A 26,767-nucleotide genomic window follows, 5' to 3' on the forward strand; every position below is an offset into this window, starting at 1 on the left:
ATCCTGGAACCCATGACCGCACCCCTCTGGGATCCGCAGCAGTACCTGCGCCACGCGGACCATCGCACCCGCCCCTTCCACGACCTCCTGGCCCGCGTCCCGGACCCGCCCGGCATGCCCGCGCCCCGCATCGCCGACCTCGGCTGCGGCGCCGGCAACGTCACCGCCCTGCTCGCCGGGCGCTGGCCGCACGCCCGGATCACCGGCTACGACAACTCTCCGCAGATGCTGGAACGGGCCCGCGCCCACGCCACGGACCTCCTGGACTTCGCCGAGGCCGACGCGGCCACCTGGACGCCCTCGGAGCCGTGCGGCCTGATCGTCTCCAACGCCCTGCTCCAGTGGGTCCCCGGCCACGCCGGCCGCCTGCCCCTCTGGCTGGACGCCCTGCTCCCCGGCGGCACCCTCGCCCTCCAGGTCCCCGGCAACTTCGACCAGCCCTCGCACGTCCTGATGCGCGAACTCGCGGAGTCCCCGCGCTGGCGCTCCCGCCTCGGCGGCCTGCTGCGCCACGCGGACGCCGTGCTGAGCCCCGCCGGCTATCTGGACGCGCTGACCGGCCCCGGCACCACAGCCGACGTCTGGGAGACCACCTACCTCCACCTGCTCCCGGGCGAGGACGCCGTCCTCGACTGGGTCAAGGGCACCGGACTGCGCCCGGTCCTCACCGCCCTCGCCGGTGACGAGGAGGCGCGGGACGCCTTCCTCGCCGATTACCGCGACCTGCTGCGCACGGCCTACCCGAAAGGCCCGCACGGTACGGTCTTCCCGTTCCGCCGCATCTTCGCCGTCGCCCACCGGGAGAACCGATGATCGCCTCGCTCGACCACGTCCAGCTCGCCGCCCCCGCCGGCAGCGAGGACGCGCTGCGCTCGTACTACGAGGACGTCCTCGGCATGACCGAGATACCGAAGCCGCCCGTGCTCGCGGCCCGGGGCGGCTGCTGGTTCGCCATCGGTCCGGTCCAGCTGCACGTGGGCATCGAGGCGGACTTCCGCCCGGCCCGCAAGGCCCACCCGGGCCTGCGCGTCACGGGCATCGAGGCGTACGCGGCCCGGCTGGCCGAGCGCGGCGCCGAGGTGGTCTGGGACGACAACCTGCCGGGCCACCGCCGCTTCTACAGCCACGACCCGGTGGGCAACCGGCTGGAGTTCCTGGAGCCGGTGACCGGCTGAGCCCGGGCACGGAAGCGCCCCGCCCCCGCGACCGCGGGAACGGGGCGCCGTGGGTCACGCGGGCCTAGTACAGGCCGTTGTAGATGTCCCAGCCGTAGCCGATCTTGACGCGCTTGGCGATCGTGCCGGTGCCGGTGGACGAGTAGCGGTACACGTCGCCCTTGCCGTCGACGCCGACGAGGTCGGCCTTGCCGTCGCCGTCCAGGTCGCCGGGGGCGGCGAACTGCTTGTACGTGTTGTAGCCGGTGCCGATCTTGGAGCGGGCCGAGAGCGGCTTGGCGGCGTCGCCCGTGCCCTTGTACAGGTAGAGCGTGCCGTCCGTCGCGCGGGCCACGACGTCCGCGATGCCGTCGCCGCTGAGGTCACCGGCGCCGACGATCTTGTTGTACGTGTTGTAGCCGTAGCCGACCTTGACCTTGGCCGCGAACTTCGTACCGAGCCCGTTGCCCTGGTAGAGGTACAGGTCGCCCTTGGTGTCGCGGGCCAGCAGGTCGCCCTTGCCGTCACCGCTCAGGTCGCCGGGACCGGTCAGGCTGTTGTAGACCTGCCAGCCGGACCCGATCTCCTCGGCTCCGACCCAGAGAGTGCCGTTGTAGACCTGGAGCAGGTCGCCCCAGCCGTCGTTGTCCAGCGAGGAGGCCAGCGACAGGCTCACCTGGTTCCAGCCGGTGTCCGAGCTGTCCAGCTGACGCGGGAAGAACTGCTCGTTGTTCCGGCTCTGGTACCAGTACAGGCTGCCGCCCTTGGTACGCGCCTCCAGCTCCTGCTTGCCCCAGACCGGGTTGCCGCCCGCGCCGGCGAACAGCGCCGCGGCGTTCCAGCCCTCGCCGGCCTCCTGGCGGGGGAAGGAGAGCCCGTCGCCCATGGCGCGGTAGAAGTAGAGGTCGCCGCCCGGCTTGCGGGCCATGACGTCGCCGTAACCGTCGCCGTCGACGTCGTCGAAGCCGATGATCTGGTTGTAGATGTCCCAGCCGTAGCCGGACATGGGGAGGCGACTGAACGGGGCCGTCGCGTCACCGGTGCCGAGGTAGGTGTAGATGTCGCCGCTGGGCGTACGGGTCAGGACGTCCCCGATGCCGTCGCCGTCCACGTCGTTCATGCCGACGATCTGGTCGTAGATGTTCCAGCCGGAGTACACCTTGACGCCGGCCTTGAAGGGCGCGCTGTCCACGCTGCCGGTGGAGATGTAGACGTAGAGGTCGCCGGAGGGCGTCCGCGCGATCAGGTCGCCCCGGCCGTCGCCGTCCAGGTCACCGGGGGCGACGACCTTGTTGAACTTCTGCCAGCCGTTGCCCGACCAGGTGGCGGGCCCGGCGCCGTCCGCGCCCAGGCTCCGGTGGAGCGAGAGCGTGCCCGTCGCCGACAGCGTCAGGACCTCGGCCTTGCCGTCGCCGTCGAGGTCGCCCGGCGTGATGATGTCCTTGGACATCTCGAACGCGTCGGCACTGTCGATCTTGTACGGGTGCGAGCCGCCCTCTGCGTCCGTGCTGGCGTACAGATCGCCGTCCAGGCCCCGGTACAGCTGGTCGCTGCGGCCATCGCCGTCCAGGTCCGCGCGCGGCTTGGCCGGGACGACCGCGGAGGGGGTCTGAGCGCCCGCCGCGCCCGCCGCGCCCGACTTCTTCTTCGCCGTGCGCTTCGGCAGGTTGAGCGTCGGCTGCCCGCCGGACGCGGGGGTGTACTGCGCGGTGGCGCCGCTCGGGGCGGGCGCCGGGTCATCGGCCGAGGCCGGAGCCGCCAGCAGCATGCCGGCGGAGAGAACGAGTGCGGTGCAGGCCGCTGTCCGGCTCGCGCGCTTCGAGCGCACGACGGAACGACCGGGTTCCACAGAAGTCAAAGCCCCCCCAGGGGTTAAGTGGTGGAACCGGGAGAAACGCTTTCACGGGCACGGTACGTGCAGGGTGAAGCATTCCCGGGATGTGCACAGACTCTACAACGCCCCGCCCCCATGAACCATGGGAACGGGGCGCTGGGGCCAGGTGCTCGCGGGGCCTAGTAGAGGCCGTTGTAGATGTCCCAGCCGTAGCCGATCTTGACCCGCTTGTTGATCTTTCCGGTGCCGGTGGACGAGTAGCGGTACACGTTGCCCTTGCCGTCGACGCCGACCAGGTCGGCCTTGCCGTCGCCGTCCAGGTCGCCCGGGGCCGCGAACTGCTTGTACGTGTTGTAGCCGTAGCCGAGCTTGACGCGCGCCTTGAGCGGCTTGGTGGCGCTGCCCGTGCCCTTGTACAGGTACAGGTTGCCCTTGGTGTCGCGGGCCACGACGTCCGCGATGCCGTCACCGCTGAGGTCGCCGGCGCCGACGATCTTGTTGTACGTGTTGAAGCCGTAGCCGACCTTGATCCTGGACGCGAGCTTGGTGCCGAGCCCGTTGCCCTTGAACAGGTACAGGTCGCCGGACTTGGTGCGGCCGAGCAGGTCGCCCTTGCCGTCACCGCTCAGGTCGCCGGGGCCGACCAGGGCGGTGTAGCCGCTCCAGCCGCCGCCGAGGCCCGTGCCCTCGTCGTAGAGCGTGCCGTTGTACGTCTCCATCAGGTCGGCGCGGCCGTCGTTGTCGAGTGACGACGGGAAGTTGATGCTCGCCCCGGCCCAGCCGCCGCTGTCGCTCGCCTTCACGCGGGCGCTGAGCTTGCCGTTGTTCTTCGCGTAGTACCAGTAGAGCGTGCCGCCCTTGGTGCGGGCCATCAGATCGTTCTTGCCGAAGTCGGGGTTGCCGCCCTGACCCGCGAAGAGGGACGCGACGTTCCAGCCGGTGCCACCCTCCGACCGCTTGAGGAAGGTGCCGTAGCCGGTGGACTCGTAGAAGTACAGCGTGCCGCCGGGCGTACGGGCCATCAGGTCCCCGAGGCCGTCGCCGGTGTAGTCGTCCGTGGCGATGATCTGGTTGTACGTGTCGTATCCGTAGCCGGCCTTGACGCGGGCCTTGTACGGCGCCGTGGCCTTCCCGGTGCCCGCGTAGTAGTACAGGTCACCGGCCGGCGTACGGGTGTAGAGGTCGCCGATCCCGTCGCCGTTGACGTCGCTCGCGCCGACGATCTGGTCGTACGAGCCCCAGCCGTAGCCCACCTTGACGCCGGCCTTGAAGGGCGCGCCGCTGACGTTGCCGGTGGCCGCGTACAGGTAGATGTCGCCGGACGGCGTACGGGCGAGCAGGTCACCGCGGCCGTCGCCGGTCAGGTCACCGGCGGCGACGACCTTGTTGTACTTCTGCCAGCCGGTCCCGGCCCAGTCCGCGTAGCCGGCGGTGCTGGTGCCCAGGAGCTGGTGGATCGAGAGCTTGCCACCCGCGGACAGGGTGAGCAGCTCGGGCCTGCCGTCGCCGTTCAGGTCGCCCGGCGTGATGACGTCCTTGAGCTGCTCCTCGTAGTCACCGGCGTTCACGATGAACTCGTACGAGTCCGCCCCGTTCGCCGGAATGAGGTAATAGTGCCCGTCGATACCGCGGTACAACGTGTCGCTGTGGCCGTCGCCGTCCACGTCGAAACGCGGCGCGGCGGGAACGACCGCCGCCTTCGCGCCCTCGGCGCCCGCCGCCCGCGACTTCTTCTTCGCGGTGGGCGCGGGCAGGGTCAGCGTGGGCTGCGCGTCGACGGCGGGCACACGCGGCTGGACGGTGCGGTGCGGCGCGGGCGCCGCGTCATCGGCCGAAGCCGGAGCGGCCAGCAGCATGCCGGCCGAGAGAACGAGTGCGGTGCAGGCGGCAAGCCGCCGCGCACGCTTCGAGCGTGCGGGCATGGCGCGGCCGGGTTCCACAGAAGTCAAAGCCCCCCCAGGGGTACGTGGTGGAACCGGGAGAACGGCCTTCACAAGTGCGTCACACGCAGGGTGAGGCATTCCCGGGATGTTCACAGACTCTACAACTGTGACTGCCGGGACTGAAGTGGTTTACCGATGAAACAACACTGCTTCGGCCGTCAGCTCCTGCGGTGCCCTATCAGCCGCGGCTTCGACTCCAGGTTCTCCAGACCGTGCCAGGCCAGGTTCACCAGATGGGCCGCGACCTCCGCCTTCTTCGGCTTGCGCGCGTTCACCCACCACTGGCCGGTCAGCGCCACCATGCCCACCAGCGCCTGCGCGTACAGCGGGGCCAGCTTCGGATCGAAGCCCCGGGCCTTGAACTCCAGGCCCAGGATGTCCTCGACCTGGGTGGCGATATCGCTGATCAGGGAGGCGAAGGTGCCCGTCGACTGGGCGACCGGCGAGTCCCGGACCAGGATGCGGAAGCCGTCGGTGTACGTCTCGATGTAGTCCAGCAGCGCGAACGCCGCCTGCTCCAGGAGCTCCCTCGGGTGCCCCGCGGTCAGGGCGCTGGTCACCATGTCCAGGAGCTGGCGCATCTCCCGGTCCACCACGACCGCGTACAGCCCCTCCTTGCCGCCGAAGTGTTCGTAGACGACCGGCTTCGACACCCCCGCCCGGGCCGCGATCTCCTCGACCGACGTGCCCTCGAAGCCCTTGTCGGCGAACAAGGTGCGACCGATGTCCAGCAGCTGCTCGCGGCGTTCCTTCCCCGTCATCCGCACCCGGCGAGCGCGCCGGGACGAGGGTGCACGGGTGTTCTCGCTGCCTGCGCTGGAGTCGGTCGCCACATCGTCCATCATGCCGCGTCGGCCGCCGCGCGGTTGCGCCGGGACTCGATACGGGCCTCGTCCGGCCAGCGCACGTCGTACGCCCAGCCGGCCTGCTCGAACCAGCGGATGAGACGCGCGCTCGAATCGATCTGACCGCGCATCACGCCGTGCCGCGCGCTCGTCGGATCCGCGTGGTGCAGGTTGTGCCAGGACTCGCCGCAGGACAGGATCGCCAGCCACCACACGTTGCCGGACTTGTCGCGGGACTTGAAGGGGCGCTTGCCGACCGCGTGGCAGATCGAGTTGATCGACCACGTCACGTGGTGCAGCAGCGCCACCCGTACCAGCGAGCCCCAGAAGAACGCGGTCGCCGCGCCCCACCAGGACATCGTCACCAGCCCGCCGACCAGCGGGGGAATCGCCAGCGAGATGATCGTGAAGGTCATGAAGTGGCGCGAGATCCGGCGGATCGCCGGGTCCTTGATCAGATCCGGCGCGTACTTCTGCTGCGGGGTCTGCTCCTCGTCGAACATCCACACGATGTGGGCCCACCACAGGCCCTTCAGCAGCGCCGGCAGCGTCTCGCCGAACCGCCACGGCGAGTGCGGGTCGCCGTCCGCGTCCGAGAACCGGTGGTGCTTGCGGTGATCGGCCACCCAGCGCACCAGCGGACCCTCGACAGCCAGCGAACCGGCCACCGCGAGCGCGATCCGCAGCGGACGCTTCGCCTTGAACGAGCCGTGCGTGAAGTACCGGTGGAAGCCGATCGTGATGCCGTGGCAGCCGATGAAGTACATCGCCACCAGCAGACCCAGATCGAGCCAGCTCACACCGCGGCCCCAGGCCAGCGGCACTGCCGCCACCAGAGCCACGAACGGCAGGACGATGAACAGCAGGAGCGCGATCTGCTCGATCGACCGCTTGTTGTCCCCGCCGAGCGTGGCGGAGGGAGGAGCCTGATCACCGGCCGCCGGGGCGGCGGCCTCGATCACATCGGGGCTGGTCTTCATGGGGAGTCCCCTGGGGGTGAGAACGGGACGGACAGTCGGGTTACGCACCCGTAACCTACGGCCTCGTAAGTATGGCAGCGCGAAGGCCCGCCCACGAGAGGGCGAAACACCGCGCACAGACGCGCGAATACCGGGTAGACACACACCGCGTACCCCGGCCGGAACCCCACCCCACATGGACGGCCGTCCGGGGCGCGAACAGCACCGAAAGCACGGACACCTATCCTGGAGAGGTCGGACAGCGCGGTCCGCACCCTGCTTTCCGGGGTGGCGTCGGCATCCGCCGACCGCGGTCCCGGGTCCCGTGCACCACCACTGCAAGGAGCCGCACACTGTGAGCAGTGCCGACCAGACCCCCGCCGCCAGCCCCGAGCTGCGCGCCGACATCCGCCGTCTCGGCGACCTGCTGGGCGAGACCCTGGTACGCCAGGAGGGCCAGGAACTCCTCGACCTCGTCGAGCGCGTCCGCGCCCTGACCCGCACCGACGGCGAGGCCGCGGCCGAGCTCCTCGGCGACACCGGCCTGGAGACCGCCGCCAAGCTCGTCCGCGCCTTCTCCACCTACTTCCACCTGGCCAACGTGACCGAGCAGGTCCACCGCGCCCACGAGATGCGCGACCGCCGGTCCGCCGAGGGCGGCCTGCTCGCCCGCACCGCCGACCGCCTCAAGGACGCCGACCCCGAGCACCTGCGCGCCACCGTCAAGAACCTCAACGTGCGCCCCGTCTTCACCGCGCACCCCACCGAGGCCGCCCGGCGCTCCGTCCTCAACAAGCTCCGCCGCATCGGCGCCCTCCTGGAGACCCCGGTCATCGAGGCCGACCGCCGCCGCCAGGACCTCCGCCTCGCCGAGAACATCGACCTCATCTGGCAGACCGACGAACTCCGCGTCGTACGCCCCGAGCCCACCGACGAGGCCCGGAACGCGATCTACTACCTGGACGAGCTGCACGCCAACGCCGTCGGCGACGTCCTGGAGGACCTGGCCGCCGAACTGGAGCGCGTCGGCGTCGAACTCCCCGCCGGCACCCGCCCCCTCACCTTCGGCACCTGGATCGGCGGCGACCGCGACGGCAACCCCAACGTGACCCCCGCGGTCACCTGGGACGTCCTCATCCTCCAGCACGAGCACGGCATCACCGACGCCCTCGAACTGGTCGACCAGCTGCGCGGACTGCTCTCCAACTCCATCCGCTACACCGGCGCCACCGACGAACTCCTCGCCTCCCTCCAGGCCGACCTGGACCTCCTCCCCGAGATCAGCCCCCGCTACAAGCGGCTGAACGCCGAGGAGCCCTACCGGCTCAAGGCCACCTGCATCCGCCAGAAGCTCGTCAACACCCGCGAGCGCCTCGCCTCCGGCCGCCCCCACCGCCCCGGCTGCGACTACCTCGGCACCGCCGAACTCATCAGCGACCTCGCCCTCATCCAGGACTCGCTGCGCCGCCACAAGGCCGGCATCGTCGCCGACGGCCGCATGGACCGCACCATCCGCACGCTCTCCGCGTTCGGCCTCCAGCTCGCCACCATGGACGTCCGCGAACACGCCGACGCCCACCACCACGCCCTCGGCCAGCTCTTCGACCGGCTCGGCGAGGAATCCTGGCGCTACGCCGACATGCCCCGCGACTACCGGCAGAAGCTCCTCGCCAAGGAACTGCGCTCCCGCCGCCCCCTCGCCCCCACCCCGGCCCCGCTCGACGCCGCCGGCGAGAAGACCCTCGGCGTCTTCCACACCATCAAGGAAGCCTTCCAGCGCTTCGGCCCCGAGGTCATCGAGTCCTACATCATCTCGATGTGCCAGGGCGCCGACGACGTCTTCGCCGCCGCCGTCCTCGCCCGCGAGGCCGGCCTCCTCGACCTCCACGCCGGCTGGGCCGAGATCGGCATCGTCCCGCTCCTGGAGACCACCGACGAGCTGCGCGCCGCCGACGTCATCCTGGACGAGATGCTCGCCGACCCCTCCTACCGGCGCCTCGTCTCCCTGCGCGGCGACGTCCAGGAGGTCATGCTCGGCTACTCCGACTCCTCCAAGTTCGGCGGCATCACCACCTCCCAGTGGGAGATCCACCGCGCCCAGCGCCGGCTGCGCGACGTCGCCCACCGCTACGGCGTACGGCTGCGCCTCTTCCACGGCCGCGGCGGCACCGTCGGCCGCGGCGGCGGCCCCTCGCACGACGCGATCCTCGCCCAGCCCTGGGGCACCCTGGAGGGCGAGATCAAGGTCACCGAGCAGGGCGAGGTCATCTCCGACAAGTACCTCATCCCGGCGCTCGCCCGGGAGAACCTGGAACTGACCGTCGCGGCCACCCTCCAGGCGTCCGCCCTGCACACCGCGCCCCGCCAGTCCGACGAGGCCCTGGCCCGCTGGGACGCGGCCATGGACACCGTCTCCGACGCCGCCCACGCCGCCTACCGCAAGCTGGTCGAGGACCCCGACCTGCCGTCGTACTTCCTCGCCTCCACCCCGGTCGACCAGCTCGGCAACCTGCACCTGGGCTCGCGGCCCTCCCGCCGCCCCGGCTCCGGTGTCTCGCTCGACGGACTGCGCGCCATCCCGTGGGTCTTCGGCTGGACCCAGTCCCGCCAGATCATCCCGGGCTGGTTCGGCGTCGGCTCCGGCCTCAAGGCCCTGCGCGAGGCCGGCCTCGACACGGTCCTGGACGAGATGCACGGGCAGTGGCACTTCTTCCGCAACTTCATCTCCAACGTCGAGATGACCCTCGCCAAGACCGACCTGCGCATCGCCCGGCACTACGTCGACACCCTCGTCCCCGACGAGCTCAAGCACGTCTTCGACGCCATCGAGGCCGAGCACGACCTCACCGTGCAGGAGGTCCTGCGCGTCACCGGCGGCGAGAAGCTGCTCGACACCAACCCGGTGCTCCAGCAGACCTTCTCCATCCGCGACGCCTACCTGGACCCGATCTCCTACCTCCAGGTCTCCCTGCTCGCCCGCCAGCGCCAGGCCGCCGAAGCCGGCGAGGAGGAGGACCCGCTCCTCGCCCGCGCCCTGCTGCTCACCGTCAACGGTGTCGCCGCGGGCCTCCGCAACACCGGCTGACCCGGCACCGCACGACGACGGGGCGCGGGGGAATCCTCCCCGCGCCCCGTCGCACGTTCACCAGGTTCCTTCGAGGATGCCCCGCCCTGGCCCAGATCCCTCGCCAGAGCCGTACGACCGGTCGAGCCGGGCCCGTACCACTCAGGTGTTGTACGCGGACTGCGCCCGCTCCAGCCCCTCCGCCAGCAGGCACTCCACCGCGTCCGCCGCCCGGTCCACCTCGAACGCCAACTCCTTGCGCTCCGTGGACGAGAAGTCCTTCAGCACGAAGTCCGCGACCTGCATCCGCCCCGGCGGCCGGCCGATCCCGAACCGCACCCGGTGATAGTCCGGGCCCATCGCCTTCGTCATCGACTTCAGCCCGTTGTGCCCGTTGTCCCCGCCGCCCAGCTTCAGCCGCAGCGTCCCGTAATCGATGTCCAGCTCGTCATGGACCGCCACCACATGGTCCAGCGGCACCTTGTAGAAGTCCCGCAGCGCCGTCACCGGACCCCCGGACAGATTCATGTACGACATCGGCTTCGCGACCACCACCCGGCGGCTCAGCGGTCCCGGCGGACCGATCCGGCCCTCCAGCACCTGCGCCTGCGCCTTCGGGGCGCGCTTGAACTTCCCGCCGATCCGCTCGGCGAGCAGGTCGGCGACCATGAAACCGACGTTGTGCCGGTTCGCCGCGTACTCGGGGCCGGGATTGCCCAGCCCCACGATCAGCCAGGGGTCGGTGGCGTCGGACATCGCGCGAAGTCTCCTCGTTCGTACGCGTACAGCGGCGTGGACGGCAAAACGGGGCGGTGGCGCTCCCGCAAGGGAGACCACCGCCCCGTCAGTCAAGCAGGCGGGACGGGACTCAGCCCTCCTCGCCCGCACCCTCGGCGTCGGCCGGCTCCTCGGCCTGCGGGGCGACGACCTGGAGCACGATGGCGTCCTCGTCACCGGCGAGCACGGAGCCCTTGGGCAGCGGGATGTCCTTCGCGAGGACCGACGCGCCGGCGTCCAGACCCTGCACGGAGACCGTGACGGACTCGGGGATGTGGGTGGCCTCGGCCTCGACCAGGAGGGTGTTCTGCACGTACTCGAGCAGGTTGCCACCGGGGGCCAGGTCGCCCTCGACGTGCACCGCGACCTCGACGTTGACCTTCTCGCCGCGCTTCACGGTCAGCAGGTCGACGTGCTCGATGTCGCCCCTGAGCGGGTTGCGCTGGACGGCCTTCGGGATGACCAGGGCGTCCTTGCCGTCGAGCTCCAGGCCGATCAGCACGTTGGCGGTGCGGAGCGCGAGCTGCAGCTCGTGGGCCGGAAGCGTGATGTGGACGGACTCGGCGCCGTGGCCGTAGACGACCGCGGGGACCTGCTGGGCACGGCGCGCGCGACGGGCGGCACCCTTGCCGAACTCGGTACGGACCTGGGCGGCGAGCTTGATCTCGGCCATGGTGGCACTCCTCGTGAGGTGACGGAAGAACGGATGGTCACCCGGCCAACAAACTGGCCTGCTACGAAGAGCGCGCCGATAACGGATCGCCGTACATGAGTACGGCCTCCCTCGCCGAGCAACTCGCTGAGTCTACCCGGCGGGGAGGCCGCACCCCAAAGTGGATCAACGGCGGTACACGTACCGCCCGGTCCCGCTGCTCCTACTGCTCCTCGAAGAGGCTCGTGACCGAGCCGTCCTCGAAGACCTCGCGCACCGCGCGGGCGATCGTCGGAGCGATCGAGAGCACCTTGATCTTGTCGAGCTCCAGCTCACCCGGCGTCGGCAGGGTGTCCGTGAACACGAACTCGCTGACCTTCGAGTTCTTCAGGCGGTCCGCCGCGGGGCCCGAGAGCACACCGTGCGTCGCCGTCACTATGACGTCCTCGGCGCCGTGCGCGAACAGGGCGTCGGCGGCGGCGCAGATCGTGCCGCCCGTGTCGATCATGTCGTCGACCAGGACGCAGACCCGGCCCTTCACATTGCCGACGACCTCGTGGACGGTCACCTGGTTGGCGACGTCCTTGTCACGGCGCTTGTGCACGATCGCCAGCGGGGCGTCGAGGCGGTCGCACCAGCGGTCGGCGACGCGCACGCGGCCGGCGTCGGGCGAGACGATCGTCAGCTTGGAACGGTCCACCTTGGCGCCCACGTAGTCCGCCAGGATCGGCAGCGCGAACAGGTGGTCCACCGGGCCGTCGAAGAAGCCCTGGATCTGGTCCGTGTGCAGGTCGACGGTGAGGATGCGGTCCGCGCCCGCCGTCTTCATCAGGTCCGCGATCAGACGGGCCGAGATCGGCTCGCGGCCGCGGTGCTTCTTGTCCTGGCGGGCGTAGCCGTAGAACGGCACGATCACCGTGATCGAACGGGCCGACGCGCGCTTCAGCGCGTCCAGCATGATCAGCTGCTCCATGATCCACTTGTTGATCGGAGCCGTGTGGCTCTGGATCAGGAAGCAGTCCGCGCCACGCGCCGACTCCTGGAAGCGGACGTAGATCTCACCGTTGGCGAAATCGAAAGCCTTCGTCGGCACGAGGCCGACACCCAGCTGGTGCGCGACCTCCTCGGCCAGCTCGGGGTGGGCGCGGCCGGAGAAGAGCATCAGCTTCTTCTCGCCGGTCGTCTTGATCCCGGTCACAGCACAGTCTCCTCAGACGTGTTCCTGGCGCCGCACGCAGATGTCCCGATGTGCAACGAGCCAGCCGAAATGGGGTGAGCATCTATCACGGTACGCGGTGCTGGACGCACCTGTTTCCGGTCAGCTTTCGCCGGCCGGCCTCTCCTCCGCCGCCTGAGCCGCCTGCGCGGCGGCGCTCCCGGGACGCTTGCGCGCCACCCAGCCCTCGATATTCCTTTGCTGGCCCCGGGCCACGGCCAGCGAACCGGACGGCACGTCCTTCGTGATGACCGAACCGGCGGCGGTGTAAACCCCGTCCCCGACCGTGACGGGCGCCACAAACATATTGTCCGACCCGGTACGGCAGTGCGACCCGATCGTCGTGTGGTGCTTGGCCACCCCGTCGTAGTTCACGAACACGCTCGCGGCGCCGATGTTGGTGTGGTCGCCGATGGTCGCGTCGCCCACGTACGACAGGTGCGGGACCTTGGTCCCCTCGCCGATCGTCGCGTTCTTCATCTCGACGTACGTCCCCGCCTTGGCCTTCGGGCCCAGCCTGGTGCCCGGCCGCAGGTAGGCGTACGGGCCCACCAGCGCGCCCGGGCCCACCTCGGCGCCGTCCGCCACCGTGTTGTCCACCCGCGCGCCCGCGTGCACGACGGTGTCCGTCAGCCGCGAGTTCGGGCCGACCTCGGCGTCCTCCGCGAGGTGCGTGGCGCCCAGCAGCTGGGTCCCCGGGTGCACGATCGCGTCCCGCTCGAAGGTGACCGTGACGTCGATCAGCGTCGAGCCGGGGTCGACCACGGTCACACCGGCCGTCATGGCGCGCTCCAGCAGCCGCTGGTTCAGCAGCCGGCGGGCCTCCGCCAGCTGGACGCGGTTGTTGATGCCCAGGATCTCCCGGTGGTCGCCCGCCACACAGGCGCCGACCCGGTGCCCGGCCCCGCGCAGGATCGACAGCACGTCGGTGAGGTACTCCTCGCCCTGGCTGTTGTCCGTCCGCACCTGTCCGAGCGCCTCGGCGAGGAGCTTCCCGTCGAACGCGAACACCCCGGAGTTGATCTCCAGGATCGCCCGCTGCTCGTCGCTCGCGTCCTTGTGCTCCACGATCTCGGTGACCGCGCCGCTCGCCGCGTCGCGCACGATCCGCCCGTAGCCGGTGGAGTCGGGGACCTCGGCGCTGAGCACGGTGACGGCGTTGCCGTCGGTGGTGTGCGTGGCGGCGAGCGCGGCCAGCGTCTCGCCGGACAGCAGCGGGGTGTCCCCGCACACGACGACGACGGTGCCCTCGACGGCCCCGCCCAGCTCGTCCAGCGCGACCCGCACCGCGTTCCCGGTGCCCTTCTGCTCGGCCTGGTAGGCGGTGCGCACCTGCGCGTCGGCGCCGGTGAGGTGAGCGGTGACCTGCTCGTGCGCGTGGCCCACGACCACGACGAGGTGCTGGGGGTCCAGCTCGCGGGAGGCGGCGACGACATGACCGACGAGCGAGCGCCCGGAGATCTCGTGCAGAACCTTGGGGGTCTTCGACTTCATGCGGGTGCCCTCACCCGCTGCGAGGACGACGACGGCTGCCGGGCGTACGGAGCTCACGGATAGGCCCTTCGGCTTCGGGTGGCGGACATCCGCAGGATACCGGGGGGTGTCGGGCCGGACATGGGGGCGGGCCCCGACCGGATCGGTCGGGGCCCGCGCGCATGGGCTCCCCTACCAGGACTCGAACCTGGAACAAGTCATCCAAAGTGACCCGTGTTAACCCATTACACCATAGGGGATGGCAAACGCCGTAAAACCGGACAATTCGTCAACCGGTCAGAGGCGTGGCTTCCACTATGCCGTACCACCAGCCCTCGATGCGACGGTATAGGTCCGCACTCTTGTTCACGCGTACCGCCAGACAGCCGTGGTAATGCTCGCCCGTGTTCTTGCGGTTGGTGGTGGGGTTGTGTTTCTTGAGCGTGGTCTTGCCGAATGAGCCGGACCGGCCGACTTCCTCCCTCCAGAATCGCTCGGCTTCCGGCACATCGGCCGACTCGTGAATGTGCACGTGGAACCGAAGTTGCTCGGGCGAGACATTCAAGAGGCGGAGTCACGCCAGGAAGACGCGGATCATGTGCGGATCGCTGTTGGTGAACGTCACCCGTTCCTGGAGCCGGTGAGGTTTGGCCTTGGTGCCTTCGGCCCAGTAGAGCCCGACCCCGAGCATGAACAACTCCCGCTCGGCCATCGTGCCGATCTCGGCCGCCGCGTCGCGCTTGGTCTGCTGACGCTCTGCCTCGCGCCGCTCAAGGGTGGCTTCCCACCCTCGCCTGGCGATGGCGGAGGCATCCGCACGTGAGCGTCTCGGCGGCTTCGGCAGATCCCGCACCCACAACGAGATCGACCCCTTCGAGCACCCCAGCTCCAGTTGGATCTGGTCGTACGTCTTCCCCTCAAGACGCAGCTCCCGCGCCCTCGCCCGCAGGTCGTCCTTCGCGTTGGGGCGCTTCGTCCACTCAGGCGGCGGCTCGCCCTCCAGCAGGCGGTTGAGGATGTCGTTGTTGTCGACGTGCAGCCGGTCCCGGATCTGGCGGCGGCTCAACCCCTCCCGCCGTAACGCCACCGCCCGTTCGCGCAGGCCCTCGAAATCCGCGTACTTGCTCGTGATTTCCGTCATGCGCAAAGCGTTGTCCGGAATCCGGACGTCCGGGTCGAATGGGCGGTCGATTCGTTATTTCGGGCGGTTGTTCCTCATTCGGTCTCCGATCGAACGTACGACGTGCTGTGCAGGTCACCCGAAAATGGGATGCGGCCGCCCGTACGCTGGATGCCATGACCGCAACGGGGGAAGACCGGGAAGCGGCGGGTCCGACCACCCGTGGCTACTGGTGGTGGGAGCGGCGGCGGAGTGTCGCGCTGGATGGGGGGCTCGCGCTCGTTTCGGCGCTGGAGTGCGGGCTCGAAGGGGTGGACTTCGCGGGGGACACCGGGCTTCCGGTGCCGTTCGGGGTGGTGTTCGGGCTGATCGCGGGGGCCGTGCTGCTGGTGCGGCGGCGGTGGCCGATCGCCGTGGTGCTGGTCTCGATCGCGACGACGCCCGCCGAGATGGGCTTCCTGATGGGCCTCGTCGGCCTGTACACGCTGGCCGCGTCCGAGGTGCCCCGGCGGATCACCGCGGTGCTGATGAGCATGTCCCTGGTGGGGACGTTCATCGTGACGTACGTACGGCTGCGCCAGGGCGTCGACGAGAATGCCGACTTCGGGCCCGGCGACTGGTACGTGCCCATGCTGTCCCTCTTCATGGCCGTCGGGCTGACGGCCCCGCCCGTGCTGTTCGGGCTGTACATAGGGGCCAGGCGCCGGCTGATGGAGAGCCTGCGGGAACGCGCGGACTCCCTGGAACGGGAGCTGTCGCTGCTCGCGGACCGGGCCGAGGAGCGGGCCGAGTGGGCCCGTACGGAGGAGCGGACCCGGATCGCCCGCGAGATGCACGACGTGGTCGCCCACCGGGTGAGCCTGATGGTCGTGCACGCGGCGGCGCTCCAGGCCGTGGCGCCCAAGGACCCCGCGAAGGCCGTGCGCAACGCGGCCCTCGTCGGCGACATGGGGCGCCAGGCGCTCACCGAGCTCCGCGAGATGCTGGGCGTCCTGCGCACCGGTGATCCGGCGCCGGCCCGCATGGAGCAGGTGCCGCTGGCCTCCGTGGGCCGGGCGGCCCAGGCCGCGGCGGAGGACGGACCGCGGCTGAACGAGATGGAGGCGCTGGTCGGCCAGTCGCGCGCCGCCGGCATGACCGTCGAGCTCTCCGTCGAGGGCTCCGCCCGCGCGTACGCGCCCGAGGTCGAGCAGACGGCGTACCGCGTGGTGCAGGAGGCCCTGACCAACGTCCACAAGCACGCGGCGGGCGCGAAGACGTGGGTGCGGCTGGCGCACCGGGGCGCCGAGGTCGCCATGCAGGTGGAGAACGGCCCGACGGACGCGGCCACGGCGGACGCGGGCCTGCCCAGCGGCGGCAACGGCTTGGTCGGCATGCGCGAACGCGTCCTCGCCCTGGGCGGCGTCTTCGTCTCGGGCCCGACGGACGCGGGCGGCTTCAGGGTCTCGGCGGTGCTGCCGGACGGCGGCATCATCCCGAGCCCGTCCGGCGGTGGCATTCCAAGCCCGTCCGGCGTTTGAGGACGGAACCGTGGCGGTGGTGACCGCCCACCCGGCGTGAACCGGCGCGCCGGAGACCCCGGCTCAGCCCGAGACCAACCGCTCCGGCTGCAACCCCGTCACCAGCGTCGCCAGCGCCGTGTCGATGTCCTGGCCGAGGTACCAGTCCCCGGTGTGGTCGATGGAGTACACCCGCCCGGCGAGGTCGATCGCCAGGACGGCCTGCCCGTCCCCCTCCTCGCCGAGCGGCGCGACCTCGGTCGCCAGCGCGCGGCCGAGGTCGCCGAGGGTGCGGGCCAGATGCAGCCCGCTCAGCGGGTCGATGCGGACGGCCGGCGGCGCGATCTGGCGGCCCGGCGCGGTGGCGGTGATGCGGAGGCCGCCGAACTCGGCCCACGCCTCCACCGCCGCCGGGAAGACGGCGTGCTGGTGCCCGGCGGGCGAGGCGTGCGAGCGCAGGGCGTCGGCCCACTCCTCGGCCTGGCGGATGTCCCAGCGCCCGGGCGCCCAGCCGGCGGCCCGCAGGGAGGCGTCGACGGCGACGGGGAAGCGGGTGGCGGACTGGCGGTCGGGGCCGGTCTGCCGGGGCAGGTCGGGTTGGTCGTGCATGGGCGCGGTCAGCTCTTCTCTGCGGTGGTGGCCGCGCCGCTCGCGGTGAGGTCGACCGGGCGTACGCCGAAGTGGGCGAGCATGACGGCGCAGGAGCGGCAGGGCGCCGCGTAGCTGCCGTGCAGCGGGTCGCCGTCCTCGCGGATGCGGCGGGCGGTGAGCCGGGCGTGCTTGAGGGCGCGGCGGGCCTCGCCGTTGGTGAGGGGCTTGCGCTGGGCGCGCTTGGAGCGCCCGGCCTCGGCGGCGGTGAGGTGCCGGGAGAGGAGTATGGCCTCGGGGCAGCGGCCGGTGAACCGTTCGCGCTGCGCGCTGGGGAGGGTGTCCAGGAAGTCCTGGACGAGGTGGTGCAGGACGGGCGGCTGGTCCCCCTTGCCGGCGGTGCAGGTGAGCGTTTCGCCCCGTACGGACAGGGCGGCGGCGACGGCGGGCAGGATGCCGTCGCGGCGCTGGCCGAGCCGGGGCGCGGGGCCCTTCTCGGTGCTGCTCCAGCTGAGTCGTGGGTCCCCGGTCGTGACGGTCTGTGCAGAGTGTGCGGTGTGCATGGTGCTGTGTCCCTCCCGTGCCCGCAGCGGCCGCTGCCTGGTGTGCACGCCCCCGTGTATGCGGGTGACAGCCTGCCAAATGTGTCGGGTCCTGTGAAAGCTGGGTCGCCGAAACGTGTCTGCGTGTCGCGGTTCGGTGGCGCTCCCGTCGCTCTTCCGTCACTCCGGTGTGACGTTTGGTGACGGTTCTGGCCTAGGGATGGCGGGGCCGGTCCCCGTACGGGTGACACCGCTTAGGCTGTGCCTGGACCGCCTCCTGGGCAGGTCGGTCCTCATCAGCCAGACGCAGCAGGGGGCAACCGCCATGACGACAGGTCGGCTCGGGCAGCAAGCCGCGCCACCGAACGCGGCCTACGCCGGGCAGCTCGTGCACTTCCCGGACCCGGTCCGGGCGTCCCGACACCCGAGAGGGGTGCGGATGGACGAGAACGGCTGTCCGGACTTCGGGCCGTACGCGCGCGCCGCGGCGGAGATCGCGGAGCCTCCGCAGGGTTTCGGTGTGGACGAGCTGCGGCTCACGGACTACGTGTCCGCGAACGCGGCGCTGGCCGAGGCCGGGCACGAGCTGTGGGACACGATCCCGCCGGTCGCGACGCCGCACGGCTGGACCTGGCACCACGTGCCGGGCGGCCGCCGGATGGAGCTGGTCCCGGTCGAGGTGAAGGCGCTGTTGCGCCACCACGGCGGGCTCGCGTCCACGGAGGTCGACCAGGACAAGCGGGGCACGCGCCCGCTCCAGGAGACGCGCCCCGCGCACTTCCGGCTGCCCAAGGGCGCCGTGGCGGTGACCGAGCAGCAGATCCTGGGTGCCGAGGAGGACCTCGGGTACCGGCTGCCGGGTGCGTACCGCTCGTTCCTGAAGGCGGCCGGCGGTTCGGCCCCGGTGGGCACGGCGCTCGACGCGGAGCTGGGTCTCCTGATCGACCAGCCGTTCTTCACGGTGCGCGAGGAGGCCGCCGTGAACGACCTGGTGTACGTCAACAAGTGCCTGCGCGACCACCTGACGAAGGACTACCTCGGCGTCGCCTTCGTGCAGGGCGGTCTGCTCGCGGTGAAGGTGCGCGGCGAGGCCCTGGGCTCGGTGTGGTTCTGCCCGTACGACGATGCCCGGGACCGTGACGGCTGGACGGTGCAGGAGCGGGTGGACCGGCTGCTGCTGCCGTGCGGTGAGGACTTCGACGCGTTCCTCCAGCGGCTGGCGGGCAATCCGCCGGAGCTGGAGACGGTGGCGAACCTGATGGTGGACGGCGGCTTCGCGCAGGCCGTCCCGGTGGAGGGGTGAGCGCGATGGTGACCTTCGCTCAGGCGCAGGAGCGTGCTGAAGAGTGGGTGAACGGCGACGTTCCGGCGTACCAGCATCGCGAGGTGCGCGTACGTGAATTCGAACTCGGATTCGTGGTGTGGGCCGAGGACCGCCCGGACGGACCGGTGTCCGACGGCGGCCGGCAGCGGCTGGTGATCGCGCGGGACAGCGGCGAGGCGACGCTGTGGCCCGGGCTGCCGGTCGGTGAGGTGATCCGGCGGTACGAGGAGGAGTACGGCTCGCAGGAGGCTCCGCCGGCCGCCCCGGCGCCGCCCGAGCGGGTGGACCTGAATCAGACGTCGTTCCTGCTGAGCCCGCCGGAATGGCTCCAGGACGCGGCGGACAAGCTGGGCATCCCGGACCGGCGTGCGGAGCGGGACGACACCCCGCCGCCCGCGCCCCAGGCCCCGTCGTCCTTCCCGCCGCCCGCCCCGATCCCGTCGCCCTCGACGCCCTCGCAGGGCGGTCCGGTGGCGTACGAGCCGACCGCCTCGGACGGCGTGCCGGCGTCCTCGCTCCAGCCGCCCGTCGGGGCCACGCCGTGGGCGGGGACCGATGTGAACGCGGACTCGGACGACGCGGGGGTGGCGCTCCCGGCGACGGTGTTCGCGCCGCCGCTGTCGGGCGCCGACGACGAGGAGGAGCTGCCCCCGGTCGTCCCGGCGGACGCGCCGACGGCGCTGATGTCGGGCGGCAGCGCGCTGCCGAAGACCGCGATCGCGCCGAGCCTGGGCGGCGAGCGCCCGCCGGTGGGTCCGCCGGTGCCGGGTCCGCCCGTGCCGGGGACCGCCGTGCCCGGTCCGCCGGTCCCGGGGCAGCACACGCCCCCGCCCGCCCAGCACCTGCCGCCCCCGGCCCAGCACACCCCGCCTCCCGGTCCGCCCGGCGGGCACGGGGCCGGGGACATCGCCGACGCCGCGACGAGCAAGGCGGCCATCGCGCCGCGCGGCCCGCGCGGGGGCACGCCTCCGCCGCCGCCCGGTGCCCCCGGTACCCCGGGCGCCCGGCCGGGTGCCCCGGTGCCGCCGCCCTCGGGCCCGGGTGCGCCCGGCGCGCCCGCGGGCGGCTATGTGCCGACGCAGCTCGTCTCCCAGCTGGGCCCGCCCGGCGCCCCGCAGCCGCCCGGTCCGCCGGCGCCGCCCGCGGGGGGCGGGGTGCACCAGGCGGCCACGATGTTCGCCGACGCGTCGTCCGGCGCGGGCATCCCGCAGCCGCCCGGCCCGCCGGGTGTGCCGGGCGCGCCCCAGCCGCCCGGCCCGCCCGGAGTCCCCGGTGCGCCCGTCGGGCAGCAGCCGCCTCCGCCGCAGGGGGCGACGCCTCCGCCTGGCCCGGGCGGGGTGCATCACGCGGCGACGATGCTCGCGGGGCCGGCGCAGACCGGTCCGGGCGCGCCGCAACCGCCGGGTCCGCCCGGTCCGCCCGGGCCGCCGATGGGCGCGCCGCCCGCGTACGGCTATCCGCAGGCGCCGGCCGGTCAGCCGACCGTGGGTCCGGGCTACCAGGCGGTGCTGCGCTTCCGGGCGCCGGACGGCAGCGAGCAGCAGCTGATCCGCCGCTCGGCGCCGGGTACGCCGCACCCGGAGTGGCAGATGCTGCACGAGCTGCGGGCGATGAACGTACCGCCGCAGCAGGTGATCGAGCTGCACACGGAGCTGGAGTCCTGTGAGCTGCCCGGTGGCTACTGCGCCCGGATGATCCGGGAGACCTGGCCGCAGGTGCGGATCACCTCCGTCGCCCCGTACGGCACGGATCACGCGAGCCGGCAGCAGGGCATGCAGCATCTGCTGACGCATCAGGGCGAGCTGCACCAGGTGGCGGACGGTCCCGCGCGGCCCGCGCCGGTGCGGGCGCCGCTGCCGCAGATGCAGCCCGCGCCGCAGGTGCCGCCGGAGGCGCTGGCCGAGGAGATGATGCAGACCTTCGGTCCGCAGGGTGTCCTCCGCTTCGACCAGCGCGCGGTGTCCCGTCAGGGCGTGCCGGAGGTCGTGGCGATGACCCTGGTGTGGGCGGGTCTGCCCGCCGACTTCGGGCCGTTCTTCTGGGCGCAGCCGGGTCAGCCGGTGGTTCCGACGCTGGCGGAGCTGGCGGCCCAGCGGCAGGTGCAGCCCGCGTCGGACGCGGGGTCGTATCTGGTGATGGGCTCGGACTTCGGCCGGGCGATCTGCGTCCAGTACGGCACCGCGCACATCGTGGCGGTGCCGGTGGAGGCGGGTCCGGGCGGTGCGCCGGTGCCGCCGCAGTTCGTGAACACGGGGCTGCCCGAGTTCGTGCGCTGCATGGCGCTGCTGGGCCGGATGTGGCGGCTGCGGTACGGGCTGAACCCGGAGCAGGCGGGCCGCTGGACGGTGGACTTCCAGGCGCAGCTGGTGGCGCTGGACCCGGCGGCGCTGGCGTCGCCGGAGAGCTGGTGGTCGGTGCTGCTGGAACAGATGTGGGACGGGCTGATCTGACCGTTCCCTACGCGAGGCGTGGTGCCCGGCCCCCCCGAAAGGGGCCGGGCACCACGCCTTTCCCGTATGTGATGCCGGTCGCTTCCGTCCGGAAAGCGCCGCATCGATTCAGACTTCCCGGCCAATTGCCGCATCCTTGACCTCATGCTCGATGGCCGGAGCATCGCAGCCGGGATGATCGGAAAGAGGCGTCAGGGATGAGTTCTGCACCGGGGTCCGCGTACGGGTTCGTCGGTGTGCGCGGCCGTGGGTACCGCCCGGAGCAGGTGGACCGCACGGTGGCGGACCTGTCCGCGGAGCGCGACGAGGCCGTGGCCCGGGTGGCCCGGCTGACGGAGCGCGCGGAGGAGCTGGCGGCGGAGTCGGCCCGGCTGGACGAGGCCGTGGCGCGGCTGGCCCCGCCGGACTACGGGCCGCTGGGGGAGCGGGCGCGGCGGATCCTGGCGCTGGCGGAGGAGGAGGCCGGGGCGCTCCTGGGCGCGGCGCGCGAGGAGGCGCAGGCGCTCCGGGACGAGGCGGACACGGCGGCCCGGGCCCTGCGGGGCGAGGCGCGCTCGGACGCGGAGGCGGTCCGGGCGGCGGCGGAGAGCGCGGCCGGGGAGCTGGTGGGGGTGGCGGAGGCGGCGGCCGGTGAGGCGCTGGAGGCGGCGCGTACGGAGGCGGCCGGGCTGCGCGAGGAGGCGGAGTCCGCGAGGGCGGCGACCCGCAGCCGTACCGTGAGCGTGCTGGCGCACCAGGAGCAGGAGCATGCCGAGCGCCGGAAGGCGGCGGAGCGGGAGCTCGCGGAAGCCGAGGCGGCGCAGGCGGCGGAGCATGCCGGGCTGACGGAGCGCGCGGAGGCGGAGCTCGCCGCCGCGCGCCGGGCCCGGGCGGAGGCGGAGGAGGCCGCGCGGCACGGCCAGGAGGACGCGGAGGCGCGGGCGGCCGAGCTGATCGCGCGGGCGCGGGTGCGCGAGGAGCGGGTGGTGCGGGAGACCGAGCGCGTCCTGCGGGAGCACGAGGAGGGCCGCGAGGAGGTCCAGGCCCACATGGCCCACGTACGCAGCTCGCTCGCGGCGCTGACGGGACGGGTGTCCCCGGCGGCGGAATCCGCGCCGGAATCCGCGGCGGAGCCTGCGCCGGAACCCGCGGTGGAGCCCGCGGTGGAGCCCGCGCCGGAATCCTCGCAGGAGGACGCGCGGGTACCCGCGCAGGAGCACGCCCGCGGCTGAGGGGCCCTCAGGGACGGGGCCAGGGGCGGCGCGAGAGCTCTTCGATGCTGCTGTTGAAGCGTTTGAGGTAGCCGGCGAAGGCCGCGATGTCCTCGTCGGGCCAGTCGTGCATGACCTGGTCCAGTGAGCGCACGACGCGGTCGCGCTCCGCGTCCAGGAGTCGGGCGCCCTCGTCGGTGATGCGGAATTTGCGGGCCATGCCGCCGTCGGGGTCCGGGATGCGTTCGGCGAGCCCGGCGCGTGCCACGGCGGCGGTCTGGCGGTTGAGGGTGGACGCGTCGAGGCCGAAGGCGTCGCTGAGTTCGCCGTTGGACATGGGGCCCTGGACGCGGAGCCGGCTCAGCAGGATGTACGCGCTCCGGTCGAGGAGGGCGTACTTGTGGCGTCCGCCGCGGTGGTCGGCGAGGCTGTGGCGGCCGAGCAGCATCTGCTCGTACTCCACCTCTTCCGTGGGCCTGGGCATGGCGACGGCCTCCTGCTTCTGCTGCTGGTGAGCGGCGGCCCATTCTCGCATGCAGTGTGTACGTGGCACATAATGTGTATGACACATTGAGCATGTACGATGCATGTCGCTGTCCCGGCAGGCGGGACCAGGCCCCAAGGAGTCCCCCTCATGGATGCCCCCCAGCCGTCGGCGAGGTCAGGCGCCGTCGTCGCCACCCTGGCCTTCGCCGGCACCGTGGCAGCGGTCATGCAGACGCTGGTCACGCCCCTCATCGCGGAGCTGCCCAAGATCCTGGACACCTCGTCCTCCAACGCGGCCTGGGTCATCACCGTGACCCTGCTGGTCTCCGCGGTGTGCGTGCCGGTCTCCGGCCGGCTCGGCGACCTGCTGGGCAAGCGGCGGATGCTGCTCGCCTGCTCGGTGCCGCTGATCGCCGGCTCGGTGGTCTGCGCGCTCTCGTCCTCCGTCGTCCCGATGATCGTCGGGCGCGGGCTCCAGGGCATGGGCATGGGCATGGTCCCGCTCGGGATCGCGCTGCTGCGCGACGTGGTGCCGCCGGAGAAGATGAGCTCGTCGATCGCCCTGGTCAGCGCCTCGCTCGGGATCGGCGGCGCGCTCGGCCTGCCGATCGCCTCGGCGGTCGCGCAGTACGCCAGCTGGCGCGTGCTGTTCTGGGGCTCGGCCGTGCTGGCCGTCGCGATCTGCGCGCTGATCTGGGCTCTGATCCCGGACGTCCCGGCGGGCGCCAAGGGGCAGCGATTCGACGTGCCCGGTGCGATCGGCCTCGCGGCCGGACTGGTCTGCCTGCTCCTCGCCGTCTCGAAGGGCGCCGACTGGGGCTGGGCCTCCACGACGACCATCGGCCTGTTCGCCGCCGCCGTCGTGATCCTCCTCGCCTGGGGCCTCTGGGAGCTGCGCACCACGGACCCGCTGGTGGACCTGCGGACCACCGCCCGCCCCCGGGTGCTCATCACCAACATCGCGTCGCTCTTCGTCGGCTTCGGCATGTACGCGGGCATGCTGATCGCGCCTCAGCTGCTCCAGTTCCCCGAGGCCACCGGCTACGGGCTCGGCCAGACGATGCTCCAGGCCGGTCTGTGGATGGCCCCCGGCGGCATCATGATGATGGTCGTCTCCCCGTTCGGCGGAAAGCTCACCGACGCCCGCGGCCCGAAGTTCACCCTGATCTCCGGCGTCCTCGTCATCGCCGCCGCCTACGGCCTGGGCGTCCTGCTGATGGGCTCCGCCTGGGGCCTGATGCTGTTCCTCATGGTCAGCAGCAGCGGCGTCGGCCTCGCGTACGGGGCGATGCCCGCCCTCATCATGAGCGCGGTGCCGGCCTCCGAGACCGCCGCCGCCAACGGCTTCAACACCCTGATGCGCGCCCTCGGCACCTCGGTCGGCGCCGCCGTGATCGGCGCGGTCCTCGCCCAGATGACCACCGAGGCGGGCGGCTACTCCTTCACCTCCGAGTCCGGTTTCCGCACGGGCCTGGTCCTCGGCTGCGCGGTCGCCCTGATCGCGGTCGCGATCTCCGCCTGCATCCCGGCGGTACGGGGCTCCGCCACGTCCTCGGACAAGGCGGACACCCCGGCCGCCCCGGAGAGGTGTTCTGTCCATGGAGGTTGGTGACGGATCCCACGGCTTGGGGATCTTGAACGAGTGAGGGCCTTCCGGGTTCGGTGTGGATTGCGACATCTACACGGAACGATCAGAAGGCCCTCATGCCCCACCGTAATGCACCCCTGACCGAGACCGGGCGTCTGCGTCTGGCCCGCTGCGTCGTCGAGGACGGCTGGCCTCTGCGCCGGGCCGCCGAGCGCTTCCAGGTCTCGCCCACCACGGCTCAGCGGTGGGCGGGGCGCTACCGCGAGCGGGGCGAGGCCGGGATGACCGACCGCTCCTCCCGGCCCCACTACAGCCCGCGCCGGACACCGACCCGTACCGAGCGGCGGATCATCAAGGTCCGTGTCCTGCGGCGCTGGGGACCAGCCCGCATCGCCTATCTGCTCGGGCTGAACCCGGCGACCGTGCACCGCGTCCTGACTCGCTACAAACTCGCCCGCCTGGCCCATCTGGACCGAGCGACCGGCCGGGTGATCCGCCGCTACGAGCATGCCGCCCCCGGTGACCTCGTGCACGTCGACATCAAAAAGCTCGGCAACATTCCCGACGGCGGCGGCCACAAGGCCCTCGGCCGGCAAGCAGGCCGCAAGAACCGGGCGGGCGCCGGCATGAGTTTCCTGCACAACGCAGTCGATGATCATTCCCGTCTCGCCTACAGCGAGATCCTCACCGATGAGAAGAAGGAAACCGCCGTCGGATTCTGGCAGCGCGCCCACGCCTACTTCGCCGCCGCCGGGATCACCGTCCAGCGCGTCCTGACCGACAACGGTTCCTGCTACACGTCGTACCTCTGGCGCAACTCACTTGTTTCACAGGGCATTTCACACAAGCGCACCCGCCCCTACCGGCCCCAGACAAACGGGAAGGTCGAGCGGTTCAACCGGACCCTGCTGGACGAGTGGGCCTACGCCAAGGCATATCGGACCGAGACCGAACGGCGTGACGCCTACTCGCGATGGCTCCACACCTACAATCACCACCGCGGACACACCGCGCTCAAGGGCCAACCACCCGCCAGCCGCGTCCCTAACCTCACGGGTCAGTACACCTAGGGCTCAGCGGTACGCACCGGGAGCGGTCCGTCAGCCGGCGGGCCGCTCCCGCCATGCCGCGGCCTGTTTCCGCAGCGCCCGGATGAGGGCGGTGACCTGGAGGCGGGCGCGGGGATGGCCGAGGGTCGCGGCGCCGATGTGCCTGGCCGGGGCCGGATGGCCGACCGGGACGGTGCGCAGGCCGGGAATGTCCGGGGTCAGCGCGACGGACGGGATCAGCGAGACGCCCAGGCCCGCGGCGACGAGCGAGCGGGCGAAGAAGTAGTCGGTCGTCGTGGCGCGGATGTCCGGGGCGAACCCGGCCCGCCCGGCGTAGCGGCGCAGGTACGCCTCCGTCTTCAGGCAGCCGAGCACCCAGGGCTCACCGGCCAGTTCGGCGACGTCGAGGCTGTCGCGGGACGCGAGGCGGTGGTGGCGCGGGAGTACGACGTGCAGTGGGTCGTCCATGAGCGGGGTCCACTCCGGCCCCGGCCCGCCGGGCAGCGGGCCGTCGAAGTGGTAGGCGAGCGCGAGGTCCACGGCACCCTGACGGACCAGCGGGAGGCTGTCCTCGGGCTCGTACTCCCGGATGTGGACGACCGTGTCGGGGTGGGCCGCCGTCAGTTCGGTGAGGGCGCCGGGGAGCAGCAGCCGGCCCCCGCTGGTGAAGGTGGCGACGGTGAGCTGGGTCCGGCCCGTGGGGAGCTCGCCGACCTGCCGTCGTGCGTGGGCGAGTTCGGCGGCGACCGATTCGGCGGCGCCGACCATGATCCGGCCCGCCGGGGTCAGGGTGACCCCGCGTGTGCTGCGCGAGACGACCTGGGTGCCGAGGCCGCGCTCCAAGGCGGCCACCTGCTGGGAGACGGCCGAGGGGGTGAGTCGCAGGGCGGCGGCCGCCCGGTTGAAACTGCCGTGCTCGGCCACGGCCCGCAGCACGCGGAGCCGCTGCACATCGATCAACAGTTTTCCTTCATGCGGGTTCAGCAGGACGGTACTTCTGCTGCTGACGGTACG

General features: G+C 71.8%; 21 protein-coding genes, 1 tRNA gene and 1 pseudogene. 9 read left to right on the forward strand and 14 right to left on the reverse strand.

What is annotated here, in order from left to right; all coding sequences use genetic code 11:
* The first annotated feature begins 12 nt into the window (after positions 1–12).
* Entirely contained in the window at positions 13–813 is an 801-nt protein-coding gene (locus OG867_RS19465) for a trans-aconitate 2-methyltransferase (protein ID WP_406287025.1), read from the forward strand.
* Positions 810–1,175 carry a VOC family protein gene (locus OG867_RS19470; protein ID WP_328900555.1) on the forward strand — a complete coding sequence of 122 codons (366 nt, stop codon included), beginning with the start codon at positions 810–812 and terminating at the stop codon, positions 1,173–1,175. Before OG867_RS19465 ends, OG867_RS19470 begins: the two co-directional genes overlap by 4 nt.
* Before the next feature lie 64 nt (positions 1,176–1,239).
* On the opposite strand, the gene OG867_RS19475 is transcribed toward OG867_RS19470, so the two are convergent.
* From OG867_RS19475 to OG867_RS19490, 4 genes are all read right to left on the reverse strand, one after another.
* Complete coding sequence (locus OG867_RS19475; RefSeq protein WP_406291060.1) at positions 1,240–3,003, reverse strand: FG-GAP repeat domain-containing protein; 1,764 nt, start codon at positions 3,001–3,003, stop codon at positions 1,240–1,242.
* 164 nt (positions 3,004–3,167) lie between these two features.
* On the reverse strand, positions 3,168–4,910 hold the full coding sequence (locus tag OG867_RS19480) for an FG-GAP repeat domain-containing protein (protein WP_406287027.1): 1,743 nt from the start codon (positions 4,908–4,910) through the stop codon (positions 3,168–3,170).
* A gap of 179 nt (positions 4,911–5,089) precedes the next feature.
* Positions 5,090–5,776 carry a TetR/AcrR family transcriptional regulator gene (locus OG867_RS19485; protein ID WP_328900553.1) on the reverse strand — a complete coding sequence of 229 codons (687 nt, stop codon included), beginning with the start codon at positions 5,774–5,776 and terminating at the stop codon, positions 5,090–5,092.
* Positions 5,773–6,756 (reverse strand): fatty acid desaturase, encoded by a 984-nt coding sequence (locus OG867_RS19490; RefSeq protein WP_328900552.1) that lies wholly within the window; start codon positions 6,754–6,756, stop codon positions 5,773–5,775. Before OG867_RS19490 ends, OG867_RS19485 begins: the two co-directional genes overlap by 4 nt.
* A 334-nt stretch (positions 6,757–7,090) precedes the next feature.
* Here OG867_RS19490 and ppc point away from each other — a divergent pair, with 334 nt between their 5' ends.
* Complete coding sequence (ppc, locus tag OG867_RS19495; RefSeq protein WP_328900551.1) at positions 7,091–9,820, forward strand: phosphoenolpyruvate carboxylase; 2,730 nt, start codon at positions 7,091–7,093, stop codon at positions 9,818–9,820.
* 141 nt (positions 9,821–9,961) lie between these two features.
* On the opposite strand, the gene pth is transcribed toward ppc, so the two are convergent.
* From pth to OG867_RS19525, 6 genes and pseudogenes are all read right to left on the reverse strand, one after another.
* Entirely contained in the window at positions 9,962–10,555 is a 594-nt protein-coding gene (gene pth / locus OG867_RS19500) for an aminoacyl-tRNA hydrolase (RefSeq protein WP_328900550.1), read from the reverse strand.
* Between the two features lie 112 nt (positions 10,556–10,667).
* A complete protein-coding gene (locus OG867_RS19505) occupies positions 10,668–11,249 on the reverse strand; it encodes a 50S ribosomal protein L25/general stress protein Ctc (RefSeq protein ID WP_328900549.1) in 582 nt (193 codons plus the stop codon).
* A 202-nt stretch (positions 11,250–11,451) separates the two neighbouring features.
* On the reverse strand, positions 11,452–12,426 hold the full coding sequence (locus tag OG867_RS19510) for a ribose-phosphate diphosphokinase (protein ID WP_018524797.1): 975 nt from the start codon (positions 12,424–12,426) through the stop codon (positions 11,452–11,454).
* A gap of 120 nt (positions 12,427–12,546) precedes the next feature.
* Positions 12,547–13,995 (reverse strand): bifunctional UDP-N-acetylglucosamine diphosphorylase/glucosamine-1-phosphate N-acetyltransferase GlmU, encoded by a 1,449-nt coding sequence (glmU, locus tag OG867_RS19515; protein ID WP_406287031.1) that lies wholly within the window; start codon positions 13,993–13,995, stop codon positions 12,547–12,549.
* 109 nt (positions 13,996–14,104) lie between these two features.
* Positions 14,105–14,177: transfer RNA gene (locus OG867_RS19520), tRNA-Gln, on the reverse strand.
* 29 nt (positions 14,178–14,206) lie between these two features.
* A pseudogene (locus OG867_RS19525) lies at positions 14,207–15,058 on the reverse strand (hypothetical protein).
* Between the two features lie 155 nt (positions 15,059–15,213).
* On the opposite strand from OG867_RS19525, the gene OG867_RS19530 reads away from it, so the two are divergent.
* Positions 15,214–16,557 (forward strand): sensor histidine kinase, encoded by a 1,344-nt coding sequence (locus tag OG867_RS19530; RefSeq protein WP_406287033.1) that lies wholly within the window; start codon positions 15,214–15,216, stop codon positions 16,555–16,557.
* 63 nt (positions 16,558–16,620) lie between these two features.
* Here the strand turns inward: OG867_RS19530 and OG867_RS19535 are convergent, their stop codons facing one another.
* Both OG867_RS19535 and OG867_RS19540 read right to left on the reverse strand, forming a co-directional pair.
* Positions 16,621–17,145, reverse strand: a complete 525-nt coding sequence (locus OG867_RS19535; RefSeq protein WP_328900545.1) for an SUKH-3 domain-containing protein — start codon at positions 17,143–17,145, stop codon at positions 16,621–16,623.
* 8 nt (positions 17,146–17,153) lie between these two features.
* Positions 17,154–17,687, reverse strand: a complete 534-nt coding sequence (locus OG867_RS19540; RefSeq protein ID WP_073968573.1) for a YwqJ-related putative deaminase — start codon at positions 17,685–17,687, stop codon at positions 17,154–17,156.
* A gap of 304 nt (positions 17,688–17,991) precedes the next feature.
* Here OG867_RS19540 and OG867_RS19545 point away from each other — a divergent pair, with 304 nt between their 5' ends.
* From OG867_RS19545 to OG867_RS19555, 3 genes are all read left to right on the forward strand, one after another.
* Positions 17,992–18,969: an SMI1/KNR4 family protein gene (locus tag OG867_RS19545; RefSeq protein ID WP_328900544.1), complete on the forward strand. Its 978-nt coding sequence runs from the start codon at positions 17,992–17,994 to the stop codon at positions 18,967–18,969.
* Positions 18,970–18,974: 5 nt separating this feature from the next.
* The gene (locus tag OG867_RS19550) at positions 18,975–21,440 is read left to right on the forward strand and encodes an SUKH-4 family immunity protein (protein ID WP_328900543.1); all 2,466 of its coding nucleotides are present in this window, start codon (positions 18,975–18,977) and stop codon (positions 21,438–21,440) included.
* Between the two features lie 197 nt (positions 21,441–21,637).
* Positions 21,638–22,651: a cellulose-binding protein gene (locus OG867_RS19555; RefSeq protein WP_406287036.1), complete on the forward strand. Its 1,014-nt coding sequence runs from the start codon at positions 21,638–21,640 to the stop codon at positions 22,649–22,651.
* A gap of 7 nt (positions 22,652–22,658) precedes the next feature.
* Here OG867_RS19555 and OG867_RS19560 read toward each other — a convergent pair whose 3' ends face one another.
* Positions 22,659–23,114, reverse strand: coding sequence for a MarR family transcriptional regulator (locus OG867_RS19560; RefSeq protein ID WP_328904355.1), 456 nt, complete (start codon positions 23,112–23,114; stop codon positions 22,659–22,661).
* 150 nt (positions 23,115–23,264) lie between these two features.
* On the opposite strand from OG867_RS19560, the gene OG867_RS19565 reads away from it, so the two are divergent.
* Positions 23,265–24,728 (forward strand): MFS transporter, encoded by a 1,464-nt coding sequence (locus OG867_RS19565; protein WP_406287038.1) that lies wholly within the window; start codon positions 23,265–23,267, stop codon positions 24,726–24,728.
* Between the two features lie 92 nt (positions 24,729–24,820).
* Positions 24,821–25,774 (forward strand): IS481 family transposase, encoded by a 954-nt coding sequence (locus OG867_RS19570; protein ID WP_331720360.1) that lies wholly within the window; start codon positions 24,821–24,823, stop codon positions 25,772–25,774.
* A 30-nt stretch (positions 25,775–25,804) separates the two neighbouring features.
* On the opposite strand, the gene OG867_RS19575 is transcribed toward OG867_RS19570, so the two are convergent.
* Positions 25,805–26,713, reverse strand: a complete 909-nt coding sequence (locus OG867_RS19575) for a LysR family transcriptional regulator (RefSeq protein ID WP_406287041.1) — start codon at positions 26,711–26,713, stop codon at positions 25,805–25,807.
* Positions 26,714–26,767 lie beyond the last annotated feature (54 nt).

This window comes from Streptomyces sp. NBC_00209, from assembly GCF_045206345.1.
GTDB lineage: Bacteria > Actinomycetota > Actinomycetes > Streptomycetales > Streptomycetaceae > Streptomyces.